General features: G+C 62.1%; 19 protein-coding genes. 13 read left to right on the forward strand and 6 right to left on the reverse strand.

Features of this window, described 5'->3' with window-relative positions; genetic code table 11:
* Positions 1 to 69: 69 nt before the first annotated feature.
* The 7 genes from FYK34_RS09805 (at position 70) to mgtA (ending at position 7,722) form a co-directional block, all read left to right on the forward strand.
* Complete coding sequence (locus FYK34_RS09805; protein WP_149296195.1) at positions 70 to 1,215, forward strand: D-alanyl-D-alanine carboxypeptidase family protein; 1,146 nt, start codon at positions 70 to 72, stop codon at positions 1,213 to 1,215.
* 86 nt (positions 1,216 to 1,301) lie between these two features.
* Positions 1,302 to 1,571 (forward strand): YbeD family protein, encoded by a 270-nt coding sequence (locus FYK34_RS09810; RefSeq protein ID WP_149296196.1) that lies wholly within the window; start codon positions 1,302 to 1,304, stop codon positions 1,569 to 1,571.
* A 19-nt stretch (positions 1,572 to 1,590) separates the two neighbouring features.
* Positions 1,591 to 2,214 (forward strand): lipoyl(octanoyl) transferase LipB, encoded by a 624-nt coding sequence (gene lipB, locus FYK34_RS09815; protein WP_149296197.1) that lies wholly within the window; start codon positions 1,591 to 1,593, stop codon positions 2,212 to 2,214.
* Positions 2,211 to 3,158 (forward strand): lipoyl synthase, encoded by a 948-nt coding sequence (gene lipA, locus FYK34_RS09820; protein WP_149296198.1) that lies wholly within the window; start codon positions 2,211 to 2,213, stop codon positions 3,156 to 3,158. Before lipB ends, lipA begins: the two co-directional genes overlap by 4 nt.
* 658 nt (positions 3,159 to 3,816) lie before the next feature.
* A complete protein-coding gene (locus FYK34_RS09825) occupies positions 3,817 to 4,182 on the forward strand; it encodes a hypothetical protein (protein WP_149296199.1) in 366 nt (121 codons plus the stop codon).
* 225 nt (positions 4,183 to 4,407) lie between these two features.
* Positions 4,408 to 4,755: a hypothetical protein gene (locus tag FYK34_RS09830; RefSeq protein WP_149296200.1), complete on the forward strand. Its 348-nt coding sequence runs from the start codon at positions 4,408 to 4,410 to the stop codon at positions 4,753 to 4,755.
* 222 nt (positions 4,756 to 4,977) lie between these two features.
* Entirely contained in the window at positions 4,978 to 7,722 is a 2,745-nt protein-coding gene (gene mgtA / locus FYK34_RS09835; protein ID WP_149296201.1) for a magnesium-translocating P-type ATPase, read from the forward strand.
* Here the strand turns inward: mgtA and FYK34_RS09840 are convergent.
* Positions 7,719 to 7,991, reverse strand: coding sequence for a hypothetical protein (locus FYK34_RS09840; protein WP_149296202.1), 273 nt, complete (start codon positions 7,989 to 7,991; stop codon positions 7,719 to 7,721). The genes mgtA and FYK34_RS09840 overlap by 4 nt on opposite strands.
* Positions 7,992 to 8,073: 82 nt before the next feature.
* On the opposite strand from FYK34_RS09840, the gene FYK34_RS09845 reads away from it, so the two are divergent.
* The 5 genes from FYK34_RS09845 (at position 8,074) to FYK34_RS09865 (ending at position 14,136) form a co-directional block, all read left to right on the forward strand.
* The gene (locus tag FYK34_RS09845; RefSeq protein ID WP_149296203.1) at positions 8,074 to 9,987 is read left to right on the forward strand and encodes a thiamine pyrophosphate-binding protein; all 1,914 of its coding nucleotides are present in this window, start codon (positions 8,074 to 8,076) and stop codon (positions 9,985 to 9,987) included.
* A gap of 29 nt (positions 9,988 to 10,016) precedes the next feature.
* Positions 10,017 to 11,636, forward strand: a complete 1,620-nt coding sequence (locus FYK34_RS09850) for a flavin monoamine oxidase family protein (protein ID WP_149296204.1) — start codon at positions 10,017 to 10,019, stop codon at positions 11,634 to 11,636.
* Between the two features lie 159 nt (positions 11,637 to 11,795).
* Positions 11,796 to 11,963 (forward strand): helix-turn-helix domain-containing protein, encoded by a 168-nt coding sequence (locus FYK34_RS21175; RefSeq protein WP_149296205.1) that lies wholly within the window; start codon positions 11,796 to 11,798, stop codon positions 11,961 to 11,963.
* Positions 11,960 to 13,045 carry an IS5 family transposase gene (locus FYK34_RS09860; protein ID WP_149294741.1) on the forward strand — a complete coding sequence of 362 codons (1,086 nt, stop codon included), beginning with the start codon at positions 11,960 to 11,962 and terminating at the stop codon, positions 13,043 to 13,045. Before FYK34_RS21175 ends, FYK34_RS09860 begins: the two co-directional genes overlap by 4 nt.
* A gap of 119 nt (positions 13,046 to 13,164) precedes the next feature.
* Positions 13,165 to 14,136 carry an IS30 family transposase gene (locus tag FYK34_RS09865; protein WP_149296206.1) on the forward strand — a complete coding sequence of 324 codons (972 nt, stop codon included), beginning with the start codon at positions 13,165 to 13,167 and terminating at the stop codon, positions 14,134 to 14,136.
* Positions 14,137 to 14,466: 330 nt separating this feature from the next.
* Here FYK34_RS09865 and FYK34_RS09870 read toward each other — a convergent pair whose 3' ends face one another.
* From FYK34_RS09870 to htpX, 5 genes are all read right to left on the reverse strand, one after another.
* On the reverse strand, positions 14,467 to 15,543 hold the full coding sequence (locus FYK34_RS09870; RefSeq protein ID WP_149296207.1) for a porin: 1,077 nt from the start codon (positions 15,541 to 15,543) through the stop codon (positions 14,467 to 14,469).
* A gap of 372 nt (positions 15,544 to 15,915) precedes the next feature.
* Positions 15,916 to 17,364 carry an ATP-binding protein gene (locus FYK34_RS09875; RefSeq protein ID WP_149296208.1) on the reverse strand — a complete coding sequence of 483 codons (1,449 nt, stop codon included), beginning with the start codon at positions 17,362 to 17,364 and terminating at the stop codon, positions 15,916 to 15,918.
* The gene (locus tag FYK34_RS09880) at positions 17,361 to 18,074 is read right to left on the reverse strand and encodes a response regulator (RefSeq protein WP_149296209.1); all 714 of its coding nucleotides are present in this window, start codon (positions 18,072 to 18,074) and stop codon (positions 17,361 to 17,363) included. The genes FYK34_RS09875 and FYK34_RS09880 overlap by 4 nt, the downstream gene beginning before the upstream one ends.
* A 129-nt stretch (positions 18,075 to 18,203) precedes the next feature.
* Positions 18,204 to 19,202 (reverse strand): TerC family protein, encoded by a 999-nt coding sequence (locus FYK34_RS09885; protein ID WP_196782469.1) that lies wholly within the window; start codon positions 19,200 to 19,202, stop codon positions 18,204 to 18,206.
* Positions 19,203 to 19,255: 53 nt separating this feature from the next.
* Positions 19,256 to 20,137 carry a protease HtpX gene (gene htpX / locus FYK34_RS09890; protein WP_149296210.1) on the reverse strand — a complete coding sequence of 294 codons (882 nt, stop codon included), beginning with the start codon at positions 20,135 to 20,137 and terminating at the stop codon, positions 19,256 to 19,258.
* A gap of 130 nt (positions 20,138 to 20,267) precedes the next feature.
* Here htpX and nhaR point away from each other — a divergent pair, with 130 nt between their 5' ends.
* Positions 20,268 to 21,152, forward strand: coding sequence for a transcriptional activator NhaR (nhaR, locus tag FYK34_RS09895; RefSeq protein WP_149296211.1), 885 nt, complete (start codon positions 20,268 to 20,270; stop codon positions 21,150 to 21,152).
* The last annotated feature ends 115 nt before the right edge of the window (positions 21,153 to 21,267 follow it).

Consider the following 21,267-nt stretch of genomic DNA (forward strand, 5'->3'; position numbering starts at 1 on the left):
CTGCGGCCAAGGCCGCAGCGTGTATAATCACCGGCTACTGTTTGTGACCCCTTGCAAGTCCGCTCCTACATGAAAAAAATTACCTCTGCCCTAATCGCGGCCGCGCTGGCGCTGCCGTCTTTCGCATTCGCCAATGCCGCCTTCGTCCCGCCCGCCCCCGACATCGCCGGCAAGGCCTATTACCTGCTCGACTACAACAGCCAGCAAGTGCTGGCCGCGCGCGATCCGGATTCCCGCATCGAGCCGGCCTCGCTGACCAAGCTGATGACGGCCTACCTCACCTTCAAGGCGCTGAAGGAAAAGCGCCTGTCGCTGGAGCAGACGCTGACCGTATCGCAGCGCGGCTGGAAAACCGAAGGCTCGCGCATGTTCCTGGACCCCAAGGTACCGGCCAAGGTGGAAGACCTGATCAAGGGCATGATCGTCCAGTCCGGCAACGACGCCTGCGTGACGCTGGCCGAAGCCATCGCCGGCAGCGAGGATGTATTCGCCCAGATGATGACCCAGCAGGCGCAGAAGCTGGGCATGAAGAACACCCAGTTCAAGAACGCCACCGGCCTGCCGCATGAGGGCCACTACACCACGGTGCATGACCTGGGCATCCTGGCCGCCGCGCTGATCCGCGACTTCCCGGAGTTCTACCCGATCTACTCGATGAAGTCGTTCACGTATAACAACATCCAGCAGGCCAACCGCAATCTGCTGCTGTACCGCGACCCCAACGTCGACGGCATGAAGACCGGCTACACCGACACCGCCGGCTACAATATGGTGACCTCCAGCCACCGCGACGGCCGCCGCGTGATCTCCGTCGTCGTCGGCACGGCCAGCCCGGAAGCGCGCGCAGTGGAAAGCTCCAAGCTGCTGAACTACGGCTTGCAATTCTTCGATACGCCCAAACTCTATTCAGCCAACGCCCGCGTCTCCGACGTTTCCGTCTACAAGGGCGATGCCAAGACCGTGCCGGTGGGCTTCGGCAGCGATGTCTACGCCACCGTGGCCAAGGGCCAGGCCTCCAAGCTGAAGGCAGATCTGACCACCATGCAACCCTTGATCGCGCCGATCAAGGCCGGCCAGGTGGTAGGCAAGCTGACGGTTTCGCTCGACGGCAAACCGTTGCTGGAGCGCCCGGTAGTCGCCTTGAAGGCCGTGGACGAAGGCGGCTTCTTCAGCCGGCTGTGGGACAGCCTGAAGTTGCTGCTGGGCTGGAAGTAAGGATTTCGTAGTAGAATCATGCAGTTCGCAGCGCCGCGGCCCGTCCGCGGCCTGTCGTTTTTGCCATTGCATTAGAGTAGCCCGACATGTCCGACGAAAAACAGGAATTGTTTGAATTCCCGTGCCGCTTCCCGCTGAAGATCATGGGCGAGCGCCACGACGAATTCGTCACCACCATCACCGAAGTGGTGCGCATCCACGCCCCGGACCTCGCCGAGGTGGACGTGGTGCTGCGCGAAAGCGCCAGCGGCCGCTTTTACGCGCTGACCATCACCATCACCGCCACCTCGCGCCAGCAGCTGGACAGCATTTATCTGTCGCTGACCGGCCACCCCATGGTCAAGATGGTCCTCTAAGACACAGCCGGGAGTTCAGGTGCCACGCATCATCAAACATCTGGGCCGGGTGGACTACGAACCCACCTGGCGCGCCATGCAGGCCTTCACCGATCAGCGCGATGAACACACCACGGACGAACTGTGGGTGGTGGAACATCCGCCAGTCTACACCCAGGGCCTGGCCGGCAAGCCGGAGCATCTGCTGGAACAACACGACATCCCGGTGGTGCAGACCGACCGCGGCGGTCAGATCACCTACCACGGCCCCGGCCAGCTGGTGGTCTATCTGCTGATCGACTTCAAGCGCATGCATATCGGCGTGCGCGAACTGGTCCGCCGCATCGAGCAGGCCGTCATCGACATGCTGGCCGAGCAAGGCATCGCCGCCAACGGCGACGTGGACGCCCCGGGCGTCTACGTGGACGGCGCCAAAATCTGCTCGCTGGGCCTGCGCATCAAGAACGGCGCCGTCTACCACGGCCTGAGTTTGAACGTGGATATGGACCTGACCCCGTTTAGCTGGATCAATCCTTGCGGCTACGCCAACCTCAAGGTGACCCATATGAAGAATCTGGGCGTCAATCTCACGGTAGCCGCAGCGGCCGACAAGCTGCTGCCGCACCTGGAACGCCACCTGAGCATAAGCAAGGAGACCGCATGAAGCCGGACAACCAGGCTGGGGTGAAGCACAAGGGCGAAGCCAAGACCGCCCGCATCCCGATCAAGATCGTGCCGCTGGACGAAAAGCTGAAAAAGCCGGAATGGATACGCGCCAAGCTGCCCAACGGCCAGCGCTTCCACGAGATCAAGCAGATCCTGCGCGAGCAGAAGCTGCACACCGTCTGTGAAGAGGCCACCTGCCCCAATATCGGCGAATGCTTCAGCAAGGGCACGGCCACCTTCATGATCATGGGCGACATCTGCACCCGCCGCTGCCCCTTCTGCGATGTGGGCCACGGCCGTCCCAACCCGCTGGACGAGAACGAGCCCAAGCACCTGGCAGAAAGCGTGGCGGCGATGAAGCTGAAGTACGTGGTGGTCACCTCGGTGGACCGCGACGACCTGCGCGACGGCGGCGCGCAGCACTTCGCCGACTGCATCAACGCCGTGCGCGAAATGTCGCCCAATACCCAGATCGAAACCCTGGTGCCGGACTTCCGCGGCCGCCTGGACATCGCCATCGACATCCTGAGCCAGACGCCGCCGGACGTGATGAACCACAATCTGGAAACCGTGCCGCGCCTGTACAAACAGGCCCGCCCCGGCGCCGACTACGCCCACTCCTTGCAGCTCCTGAAGGACTACAAGGCCAAGAACCCGAACGTGCGCACCAAGTCCGGCCTGATGGTGGGCCTGGGCGAGACCGACGAGGAAATCCTGGAGGTGATGCGAGACCTGCGCGCCCACGACGTGGACATGCTGACCATAGGCCAGTACCTGCAGCCGTCCAACGGCCATCTGCCGGTGCTGCGCTACGTCCACCCGGACGTGTTCAAGATGTTCGAGGAAAAAGCCTATGAAATGGGCTTTGTCCACGCCGCCGTCGGCGCCATGGTCCGCTCCAGCTACCACGCAGACGTGCAAGCGCACGAAGCCGGCGTATAAAGTCTCAGCCCCTCCAGAACGGCATCGGCGATTATGTTGTCGATGCCGTTTTCCATTTCCATCCAATCCAAACCACGCCGCTCAATTACATTTGAAATTGCGTCATCAAACCCTGGCGCGAAACTCCAATAAGATTTGATTCAATACGGAATTTCGCTTATAGTTGGCCTGTTATTAATTTTGCAAAGGCTTACCGTGGACAACGACGGTTCTAGTCGATCTTCGATCGCAGCATAGCCTTGCAGGATATCCCGCAGAAGAATCACCCCTCCTCTGCCGCATCCTGCAAGACAGGATGTGGTGTCTAAACCGGCTTCAGACAGCCGGACTCTACGCAGCCCGATACGCCTTGCGCCATAGCTTCTCTTTGGCCACATGAGCGCTTCGCACGCTTGCGCAGCACCCCGTTCGACAGATCCAGCACCCGATTGTTTGCGCCGGCTTTCGTCTCGCACAGGAGCTTCCCATGCCAGAAGAACCCGAACCGCGAGCGGATGCGTCGCAATGCCGCATGACCGGCTGAATCCCCTGCGGGAATAGCCCGACTGCGACTGCGCCCAATTCGCTCCCAGCCATATTGGAACATGATTCCCTATTTCGGTTATTCAAACTGAAAGGGGCGGCTATTACCTGTTGAAATAATATAGGGGGATTCAACATGCAAACCCTGAAATTCTTCCACCTGCTGAAATTCTTCCAACGCAATTCATCAGCCCATTGCGCGGAGTTCCGCCTGAATATCGTATGCGACAGCCAGGTGATGACCGCGCTGCGCAAACGCCTGTTTTGGGAAATGCACGACCTGGGCCTGCGCGCCTCGCAAGTCACCATCGGACCTGACAGCCAGGCCAATCTGTGCAAGCTGTCCGTAGTGCTGACCTGCCCGCTGGCCCGCCGCCAGGAACTGGATGACATGGCGCTGCGCCTGAGCCAGTTGCCGGAAATCCGCCGCGTGCATTGGGGGCGCCGCCTGGCCTCGGCTTCCGCTCCGCCGCGCCCCCTGCTGCGCGCCAAAGCGGCTTGAGCAATAAGCCGCGGCATTCTTTTCTCGCCCCCACAAGGACTCACCCATGCCTGAAGAGCCCGAACCGCAAAGCATGAAGATTCGCGGCCGACACGGCATCGCCCCACGCTCGTAAGCGTCGGGCGTGCCGCCCTCGGCGCGCGCCCCGACATTGCCCGTCCCGCCCCAGCGAGGACGGGAGGCCACCGCCCGCATGCGGCAGCGCCCTCCCCATAGGAGCTTACGATGCAAAACCTGAGCCTCCATCCGCGTCAGCTGAACGTCTATCAACTGTCCATACTCTGCCCATCCATGTCGCTGGGCCTGGCTCGCCGCGAGATACGCAGCCTGGCGCAGAAACACGGCCTACGCATCCAGCAATGGCAGGAACAAGCGCAGGCGGCCGAGCCCGGCGCCAGCCACAGCCTCATCCCCTGGTTGATCAGCGCGGATTTCCGCTGCGGCGCAGAGACCGGCATGAATTTCCTGCAAGGAATCGCCCAGAGATTGGCCACGCTGCCGCTGACGCGCATCCGGCTGGACTGCCTGTCCACCCCCATCGCGCATCAACATCCACGCGGCATCATTCGCTGATTTCTCATCCCATGAGGGGCCAAAGCCAACCGGCCCGCGCGCAGCACAGGAGCAGGCATGCCATAAACCCCACGCACCTTGAATGAGATGCCATCCGCTGGGGCGTTCGCATAGAGCGCCCCAGCGGGCGGCAAGGTTCTCTCGATTTACCGAGCTGACACTTTGTCGGCGCCGATGCCTCACGGCAGGGATGGTCACGCCCGCGGCGCCTGGAGATACACCATGACCAAACACACCCAAACCCCCAGCAAAAGCCGCGGCTTCATCGCCGCGCCGGGCAAGGCCCGCGACCGCCAAACCCACCGTCTGGCCTACGAGTCGCAATTGCCGGCGGAAGAAACCTTCAAGCGCCTGCGCAGCCATCCGGAAGGCCTGACCGCGGCCGAGGCCGCGCAACGCCTGCACCAGTTTGGCCCCAACGAAGTGGCGCACGACAAGCCGCCCCACGCGCTGATCCAGCTGCTGCTGGCCTTCAAGAACCCCTTCGTGATGGTGCTGATCATCCTGGCCGCCATCAGTTACGTCATGGACATCGCCATGGCCGCGCCGGGCGAGCAGGACTGGACCAAGGTCATCATCCTGGGAAGCATGATAGGCGTCAGCGGCGTGCTGCGATTCTGCCAGGAATTCCGCTCCGCCAAGGCGGCGGAAGAGCTGAAATCGCTGGTGCGCAATACCGCCACCGTGCAGCGCCGCCCCACCTCGCAGACCTCGCCCATCCGCATGGAAACGCCGATGAGCGAGCTGGTGGTCGGCGACATCGTCCACCTGCAGGCCGGCGACATGGTGCCGGCCGACATCCGGCTGCTGGACTCGCGCGACCTGTTCATCAGCCAGGCTGTGCTGACCGGCGAGGCGCTGCCGGTGGAGAAATACGACACCCTGGGCGCGGTGGCGGCCAAATCGGCCGATGACGCGGCCCACGGCGACGCCGGCCTGCTCGATCTGCCCAACGGCTGCTTCATGGGCACCAATGTGGTGTCCGGCACCGCGCGCGCCGTGGTGGTAGCCACCGGCGCCGATACCTATTTCGGCTCGCTGGCGCGCAATGTGGTCAGCCACAAGCGCATCGAAACCAGCTTCGACAAGGGCGTCAACAGCGTATCCTGGCTGTTGATCCGCTTCATGCTGGTGATGGTGCCCATCGTGTTCATGATCAACGGCGTCACCAAGGGCGACTGGATGTCCGCCTTTACTTTCGCGCTGGCGGTGGCGGTGGGCCTGACGCCGGAAATGCTGCCGATGATCGTCTCCGCCAACCTGGCCAAGGGCGCGGTGGCGATGGCGCGGCGCAAGGTGGTGGTGAAGCGGCTGAACTCGGTGCAGAACTTCGGCGCCATGGACGTGCTGTGCACCGACAAGACCGGCACGCTGACCCAGGACAAGACCATCCTGGAGCAGCACTACGACGCGCGGGGCCGAAAGGATGAAACCACGCTGCAACTGGCCTGGCTCAACAGCTTCCACCAGAGCGGCATGAAAAACCTGATGGACATCGCCGTGGTCGCGCGCGCCGACGAGCTGGGCGAGCGCGTCAAGCTGCGCCATTACAGCAAGGTGGATGAGCTGCCCTTCGACTTCGAGCGCCGCCGCTTGTCGGTCATCGTGCAGGACCAGAATGGCCAGCAACTGATGGTGTCCAAGGGCGCGGTGGAGGAAATGCTGGCCGTCTGCAGCCATATCCAACATGGCGACGAAGTCAGCGCGCTGAACGCCGAGGAACGCGCCCGCCTGCTCAGCCTGAGCCAGGAATTCAACGCGGAAGGCTACCGCGTGCTGCTGGTCGCCACCCGCCACATCCCGGCCGACGCGCGCAAGGCCGCCTACCAGACCGCCGACGAGAAAGGACTGGTGGCGCGCGGCTTCCTGACCTTCCTCGACCCGCCCAAGGACTCCGCCGCGCCGGCCATCCAGGCGCTGAAGGAATACGGCGTGGCGGTCAAGGTGCTGACCGGCGACAATCCCATCGTCACCGCCAAGGTCTGCCGCGAAGTGGGCCTCAATCCGGGCAAGCCGCTACTGGGGCCGGAGATCGAAGCGATGGATGACGTGGCGCTGTGCGCCGCGGTCAAGCGCACCACCATTTTCGCCAAGCTGACGCCGCTGCAGAAATCGCGCGTGGTGAAAGCGCTGCAAGCCAACGGCCATACCGTGGGCTTCCTCGGCGACGGCATCAACGACGCGCCGGCGCTGCGCGACGCCGACGTCGGCATCTCGGTGGACAGCGGCGCCGACATCGCCAAGGAAACCGCCGACATCATCCTCTTGGAAAAGAGCCTGATGGTGCTGGAAGAAGGCGTGATCAAGGGCCGCGAGACCTTCGGCAACATCCTGAAGTACCTGAACATGACCGCCAGCTCCAACTTCGGCAATGTGTTCTCCGTGCTGGTGGCCTCGGCCTGGCTGCCGTGGGAGCCGATGCTGGCGATGCAGCTGTTGCTGCAGAACCTGATCTACGACCTGTCGCAGATGTTCCTGCCCTGGGACAAGATGGACCCGGAGTTCCTGAAGAAACCGCGCAAGTGGGAAGCCGGCAACATCAAGCGCTTCATGCTGTGGCTGGGGCCGACATCGTCGGTATTCGACATCACCACCTACATCCTGCTGTGGACGGTGTTCGGCGCCGGCGCGGCCTATCACCTGCATGGCGGCGACGGCGGCCAGCTGATCATGAACTCCGGCTGGTTCATGGAGGGCCTGATCTCGCAAACCCTGGTGGTGCACATGCTGCGCACGCGCAAGATTCCCTTCCTGCAAAGCACGGCCTCGCTGCCGGTGCTGCTGTCGACGTCGATCGCCATCGCCATCGCCTGCTATCTGCCGTACTCGCCGCTTGCCGCCTCGCTGGGCTTCATCCAGCTGGACGCCAGCTATTTCTGGTGGCTGCTGTTGACCATGGCCGGCTACCTGGCGCTGACGCAGACCGTGAAAACGATTTACATCAAACGCTACGGACAGTGGTTCTAAGCCATTGAGCCCGGGCCGGTCTTCAATTGGCCGGATAGAGAATCAAACACGGACCCGGCCAAGCCGGGTCTTTTCTTTGCCGCCGGCAGCGAAGCATGCCTTAGCTCGCCATCGCCCCAGGTGCCTTCAATACCACACCGCGCGCCCATTCTTGCAGCCACCTCGTATTCGCACTTAGCGCGCTTCAAATCAAAAATATTTTCCTTATAAATCAAAAAATTAAAATAAAAAAACAAGCCGCAATGCCGTTTCGGCCATCGCTCTGGCAAGAAGCCTTCCTTTTTTATCCTCCCTGGTCTGCATTACCACTTAAATGGTATCGGCATGACATCAACCGGGAGGAAACAAGGCATGAGCATAGAGCAGCCGGGCCAGCCCAAACGCTGGGCGCGCGATTACGTATTCGACATCCTGAGCCAGCTGGGCATACACCGGATATTCGGCGTGCCGGGCACCAACGAAATCCCCATCATCGACGGCACCTCTTACCCGGAAAACGGCGTGGAGTACATCGAATGCCTGCACGAGAACATCGCCATCGGTGCCGCCATGGGCTCGGCGCGCATGACCGGCAAGCCCGGCGTGCTGGTGGTCCACGTCACCCCAGGCATCGCCCACGCTATCGGCAATCTGTTCAACGCCTGGCGCTCGCAAGCGCCGCTGGTCATCCTGTGCTGCCAGCAGCAGAACGAGCTGGTGACTCAAGAGCCGCTGCTGGCTTCCAATCTGGTGGATCTGGCGCGCCAATACACCAAGTGGGCGCACGAAGTGCGGACCGAACAGGAATTTCCCATGGTGCTGCAACGCGCCTTCAAAGAGGCGATGGCCCCGCCCAACGGCCCGGTTTTCGTGGCCATCCCCTGGGAATTCACCATGCGCCGCATCGGCGACGACGACCGCATCAAGGGCGTGACGCAGATCTCGCCGCATTTCACCGCCGACCGCCAGGCGATAGAGCAGGCAGCCCAGCTGCTGCGCGAGGCCAAGAACCCCATCATCGTGACCGGCGATGCCGCCGGCTACGCCCAGGTCTGGCCGGAGCTGCAGGAAATGGCGGAATTGATCGGCGCGCCGGTGCTGCAGCAAACCTTCAGCAGCCTGGCCAACTTTCCCAACAACGACTACCACTGGCAGGGCGAGCTGCCCGGCAGCCAGGCCGGCGTGCAGCAGGTGTTCGCCGGCCATGACGTCGCCTTCCTGTGCGGCTTCAGCAATCAGGCACAGATCACCGTTTACAAATACAGCGACGGCCCCTTGATCCCGCCGGACGTCACCCAGGTGTATCTGAGCAACAACACCTGGGACATAGGCAAGAACTACTACGGCGAATCCGCGCTGTTCGGCGACCTGAAAGCCACCCTGCCGCTGATCAACCAGCTGATAGGCCCGCACCCCTCTTCCGCCGCCGCTGCGCGCAACGCCAAGCTGAAAGAGTTGGCGGCGCAACGCAAGGTGGACTGGGAGGCGTATCTACGCGAGGCCATGCACCAAAACGAAATCTGGGCCGTGGTGATCGCCGACGCGCTGCGCAAGGAAATCTCCGAGCGCGATCTGGAAAAGCAGTTTGTCTACGTGCACGAAGCCGTATCCGACCCCGCGCCATTCCAGTACCTGCTGCCCTTCACCAATGAAGCCGCGCAGCCGATCAGCTACTACTGCGTGGGCGGCGGCTCGCTGGGCTGGTCCATGCCAGCCACGCTGGGCATCAAGCTGGAAGACAGCGGCAGCCAGGGCATAGACACCCGCTTCGTCGTGGCCGCCACCGGCGACGGCTCCTCGCTGTTCTACCCGCAGACGTGGTGGACTGCGCAGCACAGACAACTGGGCGTGCTCTACATCATCACCAACAACCACGAATACCACACGCTGCAAATGGGCCTGACCCAGGTGGAGGCGATGTACGGCGATGCGCCGGGCTACGAATGGACGGCGCGCACCCAGGACCCGGAATACCTGCGCATCCATAGGCCCAAACCGGACTTCGTCACGCTGGCCAAAGCCTTTGGCGGCATGGAAGGCGAAATCGTCCGCCACCCGGAAGACGTGCGCGCGGCCGTGCGCCGCGGCATGGACCATGTGTTGAAGGGCCACGCCTATGTGCTGGACATGCACACGGTCGGCCTGGATCAGCCGCCGCCCACGCCGGAGGACGCCAATGTCCGTTACGAGAAGCAACCGCGGCTTGACTGTTATCACTTCGGCGGCGAGCGAAACCGCCGCGGCGACAGGCCAGATATGCCGGGCAATGTGCCGGTGATCTTCTAACGTCCCACTCCACAGGAGAAGACTGCATCATGGCTGAAGAAAATTTCGACATCGCCATCGTCGGCGGCGGCGTTTCCGGCGTGTATTGCGCCTGGCGACTGAAACAAACCCATCCCGGCAAAAAGATCGCCGTATTCGAGGCCAGCAACCACATCGGCGGACGCCTGCTGTCGGTGCGGCCGCCGGATATCCCGGACATGGTGGCGGAACTGGGCGGCATGCGCATCCTGCCGGCCGTGCAGCCGCTGGTCACTCAACTGATCCATGAGTTGAACAAGGAACTGCCCGACGACGAGCAGATCACCTTGTACGATTTCCCGGTAGACGAGGACCAGAACATCGCTTTTTTGCGCGGCGTCTACCTGCGTCTGGCCGACTTCACCCAGAACCCGGAACTGGTGCCGTATCAGCTGAACTTCATCGACCACGGGCAGAGCGCCGGGGCGGTGATCGTAAACGCGATCGAACAAATCGTGCCTGGCATCACCAATCCGGAACTCAGCGAGGCGCAGCGCCGCGAAATGGCGCAGAACGCCGAGTTCGGCGGCGTGCCGCTGTACAAACAGGGCTTCTGGAACGTGCTGCTGCGCGTGATCACAGGCGAGGCCTATCACTACGCGGAGGACGTGGGCGGCTATGACTCCACGCTGTGCAACTGGAACGCGGCCGACGCCATCCCCTGGTATCTGTCCGATTTCGGCGTTGATCCGGAATACAAAGGTTTCAGCAATGGCTTCCAGCAGGTGCCGCTGTCGCTGGCGCAGCTGTTTGAGGAGATGGGCGGCGAGGTGCGGCTGCAAGCCCATGTGTCGCACATCTCGCTGAAAGGCGATGGCTTTTCCTTCCAGGTGGACGGACAAGCCGCCACCGCCCAGACGATGATCCTGGCCATGCCGCGCCGCTCGCTGGAATTATTGACCGCCAACAGCCCCGCGCTGCAAGACGGCAAGACCCAGGCCTTGATCTCCACCGTCACGCCGCGGCCGCTGTTCAAGCTGTTCACCACTTATGACAGCCCATGGTGGCGCAATACAGGCTGCGCCATGACCGGCGCCGACGGCAAGTCCGTTTACGTGCCAGTGGAGGCCGGCCGTTCGGTCACCGACCTGCCGGTGCGGCAAACCTATTACTGGCCCAAGAGCGATGGCCAGCCGGCCGTCGAGGGCCACGCCATGCTATTGGCCAGCTACGACGATGGCGACAATACCGGCTTCTGGGACGGCTTGCGCGCCAAGCGCCGCCAGCCTCGGCAACGCGGCCTGGACGTCGCGCCGCTGGCCGACCCCTTCATTGGCGTGGACGACAATGTGATGCGCAACGAGCTGGAATGGCACCAATACAAGGCGCCGCGCATGATGACGGAAGAAGTCACCCGCCAGCTCACCGTGATGCACAGCCTGTCCTTCACCCCTAAAGTGCGCAACGCCGCCTACCGCGACTGGGGCGACGACCCCTTCGGCGGCGGCTGGAACAGCTGGAACATAGGCGTGAAAAGCTGGGAGGTGAAGCATGCCATCGTGCAGCCGACCGATTTTCCCTTATACATCTGCGGCGAGGCCTATTCCGACGCCCAAGGCTGGGTGGAAGGCGCGCTGCAAACGGCTGGCTATCTGTTGGAAAAGCTGGACGTCGCGCCCTTCCCGCGCTGAATCGGCAGCGAACTGAGGCATGGGGCCGTCCGAGTTCTCGGGCGGCCTGTTTTATATTCCTTTCCACTCAAATCGCCTCGCCGGCATTTAGCGGGGATAAGGCACAATCTCGCCAGGCGGTCTCAAACTCCAAGTGCAACACCCTGATAAGGTGTTGCCATGGCCTCACATTACCAACAACTTTGCGCTGAAGAGCGCGCCTGCATCATGCAGATGGCCGCACAAGGTCAAAGCCTCCGCCAGATCGCTAGCAGGCCGTTGAAAAACCAACAGCCATTCATTTGGTATAATCATCAACATCCAACGAACCGCGAAAGCACCCGATGAGAGGCGTCCGCAACGACAGTCAGACGAGCCTGTTCAGCTACATCCAGCTGGAAGATCGCATCCCGGCCAATCACCCGCTGCGCAAGATCCGCCAGATGGTCGACCTGGTGCTCGGCTCGATGAATGAGGTATTCGACGGCTTATATTCCCGCGTCGGGCGGCCTTCGATTCCGCCTGAACATCTGCTGCGCGCCTCCCTGCTGCAAGTGCTCTACACCATCCGCTCCGAGCGGCTGCTGGTCGAGCAACTGGACTACAACCTGCTGTTTCGCTGGTTCGTCGGCCTTTCCGCCGATGCCCGCGTATGGGATCACTCGACCTTCTCGCAAAATCGCGACCGCTTGTTTACCGAAGACGTCGCCCGCGCCTTCTTCATTCGCGTACGCAGCCTGGCCGAGTGGGGCAAGCTCACCAGCGACGAACATTTCAGCGTCGACGGCACGCTGATCGATGCCTGGGCTTCGCACAAAAGCTTTGTTCACAAGGATGACGACACCTCCCCACCCGCAGGGCGCAACCCGGACGTCGATTTCCGGGGTGAGAAGCGAAGCAACCAGACGCATCAATCGCGAACCGATCCGGAAGCGCGACTGGCCCGCAAGAGCGCCGGCGACGCCAGCCGCTTGTGCCATATGGCCCATATCCTGACCGAGAACCGCAACGGTCTGGTGGTGGACGTCTCGGTGTCCGAGGTCAATGGCCACGCCGAAAACATCGAAGCGCTGAACCTGTTGCTGCGCAATGCCAAGAAAGGCAGCACCGTCGGCGCGGACAAGGGCTATGACACGCCGGCTTTCGTGAACGGCTGCAGAGACTTGGGCATCACGCCGCACGTGGCGCGCAAGCGTGTCGGCAGCGCCATCGACAGCCGCACCACGCGCCATGAGGGTTACGCGATCAGCCAGCGGCGACGCAAACGGATCGAGGAATGCTTCGGCTGGCTGAAAACCGTCGGAGGCCTTCGCAAAACCAAACTGATCGGCCGGGCCAAACTGGCCGGGCAAACTTTTTTAGCGTTTGCGACCTATAACCTGATCCGCATGGGCAGCCTGTCCGGCTGTTGGGGCGGATCGCATGTATAGGGCGTATTGCGCCCAAAATCGCCGGATAACCGGCAAACAGCCTGAAAACCCAGGCAGAGAGCGGATTTATTGGCATTCTGCCCGCTGAAACCGCCCATTTTTGTTCATATGGAAATGGGTTGGGGCAAGATCGACGTGTTTTTCAACGGCCTGCTAGGCTGCTGCGGCGCGCGCCTAGCTCCATCAGCCGCGAGATTCGTCGTAATTCGATCAATCCCACCGCTTACGACGCCGCCGCCGCCGGTCGTCAAGCCAGGCAGCGACAGCGCCTCCCTCGGCGTTCTCGCAAGCTCCTGCCGCACAACGCCGCCTTCCTGATGGTGGCTGAACTCCTGCGCCAAGGCTGGTCTCCGCAACAGATCCAGGGCAGACTGCGTGAACATTATCCTGAAGACCCTGCCTACCACGTGTCACACGAAACCATCTATGCCGCCATTTACGCCATGCCTCGCGGCGAGCTGCGCAAAGAACTGATTCGCTGCCTCCGCCAGGGCCAGGATGGCCGACGCAAGCGCAGCCAAGGCGAGGATAGACGCGGCAAGCTGCCTGATATGGTCAGCATTCATGAGCGTCCGTCCGAGGCCGAAGATCGGTTGATCCCAGGCCATTGGGAGGCGGACTTGATCAAAGGGGCTGGCAATCGCTCGGCAGTGGCAACGCTGGTGGAGCGCAGCAGCCGGCTGGTGCTGTTGGCCAAAATGCCGGATGCGAGCGCGGCATCTGCGTTGGAGGCATTAACTCAGATGCTGAATCGAATACCGGAGCCCGCCTTGCGCAAAACGCTAACCTACGACCAAGGCAAAGAGATGAGCCGGCACAAAGAGCTGACGGCGCGGACCGGCATTCAAGTCTACTTCGCCGATCCGCACAGCCCCTGGCAGCGTGGCAGCAATGAAAACGCCAACGGCTTGATCCGAGAGTATTTGCCCAAGGGAACAGACTTGTCGGTTCATAGCCAGGAAGAGCTGGATGCGATAGCGCACCGGCTCAACACCCGGCCTCGCGCAGTGCTGGATTTCAAGATGCCGATCGAGGTGTTTGCTGAACACTTGGACGCTGTGATTGAATCACGACAGGCTGTTAAACATTAACCCTGTTGCACTTGGTTCTTGAAACCGCCCCATAAATCATCCAGTCGTCCAAACGCGCGCCTTCCGTTGGCGTAGCCCGCAAAGCCTGCAAGCCATCTGATCCGCGATACTCCCAAAGCGCGCTCCCGCCAGAGCAAAGCTTCGCAACCGCCAGCCGTCGCAGAGCACGCGGACGCCGCCTTTCCACGCGGCGGTCTCCCGGTGCCGGCGAGAGGCAGAGGCGCCTCATGACCAGCCGACAGCAAAACCGCCGCCCCTCGCGGGAACGGCGGTTTGACTTGCCGCGCCGATGTCAGCCCATCGGCGCGCCTCCTGCAACCGTTGCCGGTATTAGAAGGAGTGAACCATGTTCAGGCCCAGGCCACGCAGCTTGTTGCCGGCATGGGAACCGTCCGCGGCATTGGAGAAGATGTCGCGATCCGACTTGATCTCGCCATACTGCATGCCCACGGTGGTGCGCTTGGACATTTGGTAGTCCACGCCGACCAGGAATTGCTTATAACCGGTGTCATCCTGACGCACGCCATCGCGATCCACATCCTTCGCCTGAGCGTAGGAAATCTTCGGGGTGAACGCGCCCAGGGTGTAAGCGGCAGTCAGCGCGTACTCTTGCGACTTGTACTTGCTGCCGTCCAGCGCCGGAGCGTGGTTGCCCAGCAGGAAGCTCATCGGCGTGATGGAGCTGTCGCCGCGGTCATTGCGATAGCCGAAGGCCACCAGCAGGTTGTTGGCGTTGTAGCCGGCTTCCAGACGGTGGCTGTCATTGGACTGGGTGGTGCCCGCTGCCAAGGTTACCGGGGTCTGATGGATGAACTGGTACTTGCCGAAGAAGCCGCTGTTCTCGTAGGACAGGCCCAGGTTATAGGTTTCGCGCTGAGTCGATGCCGCATCCGCGCTGAACGCGCCGCTCTTGTCTTCCTTGGTGCCGTACAGGAAGGCGCCATGGAAACCGTTGTAGTTGGCGGTGTCGAAGCGGATGGCGTTCTTCACGCGGCCGTCGTCGCGGGTGAAGGCATTCAGTTGCAGCGCATTGCTGGCGCTGGTCCACGGGTTCACCACGCTCATGCTGTCATCGCTGAAGGTGGACAGATTACCCAGGCGCACCTTGCCGAAGCCCGTGTCCAGGCCGAGGAAGGATTCACGGCTGGCGAAGTTGCCATAACCTTGGCGGTTGCTGCCGTCGATGTCGAAGCCGCTCTCCACCTGCCAGATGGCCTTCAGGCCATTACCCAGGTCTTCGCTGCCCTTGAAGCCGATGCGGGAGCCCACGTCGTCGATATTGGTCTGGTTCATGCCGCCAGCGTCCACATTTTCCACGCCGGCCTTGATCTGGCCGTAAATGGTCACGTCGGCGAAAGCCGCTGCCGGCAGAGTGGCAACTGCCAGAGCAATCAGAGTCTTTTTCATCGTGCACATCCTATTGGATTGTCTTAGAAAGCGATCACATACTAATTTATCCAGCCAAACAACGCAAGCATGCACTCTCTGTTTTTCATCAAAAAAGCAACACTGATGTTTAAATGCGACACACCGTAAGTATTCATATCTACACATAAATTCTGCATATTTTGTAACTTAATGAATATTAAAGTTGATTAGCAATTCATTTACGATCAAAAATATAAAAAAAGGGCCCACTTTGGGTGGGCCCTGTGAAGGATAGACTTGACCTGAATCCGCTGAAGCTTGGCGTACCTTGCTCTAGTGAACTCAATTTAGATTGTATTTACTACCAATCAAAACATCAAGCGCATTCCTGTTCGCATTTGTCAAACAGTGTTAAGCCGCCCGCCGCGCCGGGAACAGCAGTTCCGCGCACAATCCGCCTTCTGGATGATTGAACAACAGGATATCCCCATCGTGCTCACGCGCGATGGCCCGCGCGATGGCCAGGCCCAGACCGCTGCCGCCGGTGTGTCTGGCCCTGGAGTCCTCCAGCCGCACATAGGGCTCGAACACGCGCTCCAGATCGGCATCGGCGATGCCGGGGCCGTGATCGCGCACCGACACTTCCACCCGCCCGTCTCGTTCCTGCAGCCTGACCTCGATCACGCCTTCGCCGCCGTAGCGCCTGGCGTTTTCCAGCAGATTGGCGATGCAGCGCCGCAGGGCTTGCGGCCGCGCCAACAAGGGCTTGATCGATCCCGGGGTGTAATCCACCTGAGCGCCCAAGGCCTCGATGTCCTCGATGGCCCCCTCCAGCAGAGCGTCCAGATTCAGCAGCACGCAGCTTTCATTGCCCTGGCCCAGCCGCATATAAGCCAGGGTGTCGCCGATCAGCTGGTCCATCTCCACCAGGTCGCGCTCTATCGCCTGGCGAGAAGGCGACTCTTGCAGCTGCTCCAGCCTCAGCCGGATGCGCGTGATCGGCAGCCGCAGATCATGGGAAACACCGGCCAACATCTGGCTGCGCGCTTGCAGATAGCGTTGCAGTTCCTTCTGCATGTGATTGAAGGCGCGCGTGGCATTGACCACTTCCAGGGTCCCGGTCTCGGGCAAGGCCGGCTGGTCCAGGTTAGACGCCAGGCCTGAGGCAGCTTTCGAAAACAGCGCGAGCGGCCGGGTCAGCCGCCGCACCGCCCAGGCCGACACCCCCGCCACCACGAAGGCGACCAGCAACAACCAGGCCGTCACCCGCCACGGCGTTTCCTGCGGCGAGACCACCTGGCCGATGCGGAAAGTCGCCACCGTGCCGTCGCGCAAGGTGACCTGCACCGTCGCCATCTGGATTTTCAGCTCCTGCTCGCCGGTCACCAGGTTGTTGGGCACCGCCTTCACGCCAAACTGCTTGTCCGCCGGCGTGAACACGTGCTGTCCCGGCTCCAGGAATGGCGTCAGCAGGCCCTCCGGCGCATTCGGCTCATCCTCGCGGAAAGACAGCACTTGCATGCGATAGGGAAAGTTCAGGTCATCGCGGATCAGCTGGCACAGCATGCTGGCCTCCGGCCAGTCCGTCTTGCGGCTATCCAGCCACGGATGGCCCAGCACCACTTGCACCAACGGAGAAGACATGGCGCTGGCCAGCTTGGTCCGGTTGGCGGCGGGCGTCTCGTCCAGCAGATTGATCATGTCGGCCAGGTGCTGAGCCACGTATTCCGCGCGCAGCGTCCGCGTCAGTTGTTCGCGGTCGGTCAGCACCAGGCCAATGCCAATCACATTGGCCAACAGCACGCTGGTCAGCAGCGTCAGCAGCAGCTGGCCATACAGGGTGCGAGGCAGGCGCCTCATCGCACCGGCACCACCTCGCAGGCCAGCATGTAACCGCCGCTGCGTATGGTCTTGATCAGCAAGGGCTCGCGGGCGTCGTCGCCCAGCCGTTTGCGCAGACGGCCTATCATCACGTCGACCGTGCGGTCGAAGGGCCCAGCCTCCTTGCCATTCATCGCTTCCATCAGCTGATCGCGCGACATCACGCGCTGGGGATTCTCCGCCAAGGCCTGCATCAGCTTGAATTCGCCGCCGGACAGCGGCGTCACCACGCCCTCGCCGTCCACCAGGTGCTGGGCGCCCAGCTCCAGGCGCCAGTCGGCAAACTTCAGCGCGCGCAGATTGCTGTTGTTTCGCCTATCATCCACGCGGCGCAGGATGCTGCGCACGCGCGCCAGCAGTTCGCGCGGATTGAATGGCTTGGGCAGATAATCGTCGGCGCCCATTTCCAGGCCGATGATGCGATCCAGTTCGTCGCCGCGCGCAGTCAGCATCAGGATGGGCATGCTGGAGCGGGAGCGCAGGTCGCGGCACAGCGTCAGGCCGTCGGTGCCGGGCAGCATCAGGTCCAGAATCAGGATATCGAAGGACTTCTCGGCCAGGATCCGGTTCATCGCCTCGCCGTCGCCCACGGCGGATACCGTCATGCCCTGAGAGTTCAGATAGTCGCTCAGCAAGTCGCGCAGGTCCGGATCATCATCGACAATAAGCAATCGGGGAGCTTGTGACATCAAGACTATTCCTAAAGGTGTTTTTGATTATGAAGAGCAGGCGCCGGCCGCCGGCGCGCAAACGGGCGTCCACCGCTTATTTCGGCGGACGCCCGTTCCGTTTGAACCAAGCCGATGCCAGTTGGTTCCTTAGCGCGCGCCATCCTCCCCGACCTGGCGCGTGCGATACAGCGAGTAGCCCACCCCGCCGCCGAGCAGGGACACGGTCAGCAGCAAGGACAGCGCCGTCGGCACCTTGAACGCCACCAGCCCGACATCGTGCAGATACACCAGCCCCACCTTGACGCCTATCAGCACCAGCACCAGCGCCAGCGCGTACTTCAGGTAATGGAAGCGATGCACCATGGCAGCCAGCGCAAAATACAGCGCGCGCAAGCCCAGAATCGCGAAAATATTCGAGGTGTAAACCAGGAACGGGTCCTGCGTCACCGCGAAGATCGCCGGGATGCTGTCAACAGCGAACACCAAGTCGGCCGCCTCCACCAGGATCAGGGTCAACAGCAGCGGCGTCGCCCACCAGCCCTTGGCCAACCCGTGCTTTTCGCCTCGCACCAGGAAGGCATTGCCGATCAAGCCCGGCGTCAGCCGCAAGCGCCCGCGCAGCCAGCGATACAAGCCTTGCTCCTCCAGCGGCGTCGGCTCGTCGTCGGCGGAGAACAGCATTTTCAAGCCGGCGAGCAACAAGAAAGCGCCGAACAGCAGCAGCACCCACTGGAATTGCGCCACCAGCGCCGCGCCGGCGCCTATCATCAGCGCCCGCATCACGATGGCGCCCAGAATGCCCCAGAACAACACCCGGTGCTGATAGGCGCGCGGCACCGCCATGCTGCCGAACACCAGGGAGATCACGAACACATTGTCCAGCGACAGCGACTTTTCCAGCAGATAGCCGGTCAGATACTGCACGCCGGCGTCCGCGCCGCGATACCACCATACCCAGCCGCCGAAGGCGAGGCCTATGCCGATATACATCGCCGACAGTTTCAGGCTTTCTTTCACGCCGATCTCGCGGCCATCCTTCTGCAAAACGCCCAGATCGAAGGCCAGCAGGGCCAGCACGCCGCTCATGAACATCAGCCAGACCCACAGCGGATAACCCAGCGCCGGGGCGGTAAAAAACTCAATCAATGACTTGCTCCATCAGAATGGATTAGATCGGGCAGCTTCCGCCGCCCCGACTATCAGCCGCGGCCTTCCAGCGCGGCGATGCGTTCTTCCATGCTGGGGTGGGTGGCGAACAGGCCCAGCAAGCAGCGGCCGCCGGCGATGCCTGACGCCGCCATGTTTTGCGGCAGGCCGTCCGCCTCTATGCCGCCCAGGCGGCGCAAGGCGTTGGCCATGGGACGCGGCGAACCCAGCAGCTCGGCGGCGCCGGCGTCGGCGCGGAACTCGCGCTGGCGCGAGAAGTACATCACCACCACGGAGGCCAGGATGCCGAACACGATTTCGCAGACGATCACCGTGACGAAGTATCCGATGCCGGTGCCGGCGGAACTATTTTCCTCATCGCGCTTGAGCCAGCTGTCCACCAGGTAGCCGACCACCCGCGCCAGGAAGAACACGAAGGTGTTGACCACGCCCTGGATCAGCGTCAGCGTCACCATGTCGCCGTTGCGGATGTGGGCGATTTCGTGCGCCAGCACCGCTTCCACTTCCTCTTCATTCATATTGGCCAGCAGGCCGGTGGATACCGCCACCAGCGAGTTGGCGCGGCTGGGGCCGGTGGCGAAGGCATTCGGCTCGCCCTCGTACACGGCCACCTCCGGCATGGGCAGGCCGGCGCGGTCCGCCAGCTTGCGCACCGTAGCCAGCAACCAGGCTTCGGTTTCGCCGGACGGCTGCGTGATCACGCGCGCGCCGGTACTCCACTTGGCCATGGTCTTGGACAAGGCCAGCGAAATGAAAGCGCCGCCGAAGCCCAATACGGCCGAGAACATCAACAGCATCCCCAGGTTCAAGCCGCCGGCGGTCACAAAGCGATCCAGGCCCAGCAGGCGCACGCTCAGGCTCAACACCAGCATCACCGCGATATTGGTAACGATCAGCAGAATCACCCGTTTCATGATTCAGTCTCCAAAATTGACATCAAAAAGAGCCACGGCACTGCATGGCCACGCTGCAGTGTAGGCGATGTCAATCATCGAAAAAAGCAGCTAAAATCTGAACATTACTTCCATTTTTTCGAATAGTTGAATGGAAAAGCTCAACTACAAGCATCTGCAATATTTCTGGGCCGTCGCCCGCACCGGCAGCGTCACGCGGGCCGCACAGCAATTGGGCGTCAGCATGCAGACCATCAGCGGCCAAATCGCCAAGCTGGAACAACAACTGGGCCGCGCGCTGTTCCGCCAACAGGGCCGCGGCCTGGAACTGACCGAGGCCGGCCGGCTGGCGCAGGGCTACGCTGACCGCATCTTCATGCTGGGCGAGGAACTGGGGGAAGCACTGGACGACGCGCAGCTGGATCAAATTCAGAGACTGGCGGCGGGCATCTCCGATGTATTGCCCAAGAGCATCGCCAGCCGCCTGCTGCTGCCCGCGCTGACAGCCAAACCCGGCCAACTGCGACTGAGCTGCAGCGAAGGCGACTTCGAGGAGTTGATGGGCGAACTGGGCCGCCACAAGCTGGACCTGGTGCTGGCGGATCGCCCCGTGGCCAGCAGCGAGCAGCAACAATTCCAGTCCTGGCTGTTATTGCGCTGCCCCGTCCTGCTGCTGGCCAGTCCGGCGCTGCGCCAACGTTATCAGCCGGACTTTCCCGCCAGCCTGGAGCAGGCGCCCTTGCTGCTGCCCAGCCGCGACAACGTGCTGCGCCGCCAGCTGGAGCACTGGTTCGAAGCGCAGGGCATCCGCCCCGTGGTGGTGGGCGAGTGCGACGACTACGCCCTGATGGAGACCTTCGCCCGCCAAGGGCTGGGCCTGTGCCCGACGCCGGCCCTGCCCGACGAGCCGGCCCCGCTGCCCGGACTGGAGAGCATCGGCGCCCTGGACGGGGTATGGGAGCACTATTACATCAGCGCCAGCCGACGCAAGCTGCAGCACCCCGCGCTGCAAGCCATCCTCCAAGCCTGGTCCTGAGCGACGGACGGTCGCCGCCGGGAGACCGGCGGCGCACGCCGCCATTCAACCCACATGCAAATTGTCGGATAATAGGCAGTACGACGCCTCACAACCCCGAATAAAGGCCGCCTGC

The organism is Chromobacterium paludis (assembly GCF_008275125.1).
Classification (GTDB): Bacteria; Pseudomonadota; Gammaproteobacteria; order Burkholderiales; family Chromobacteriaceae; genus Chromobacterium; species Chromobacterium paludis.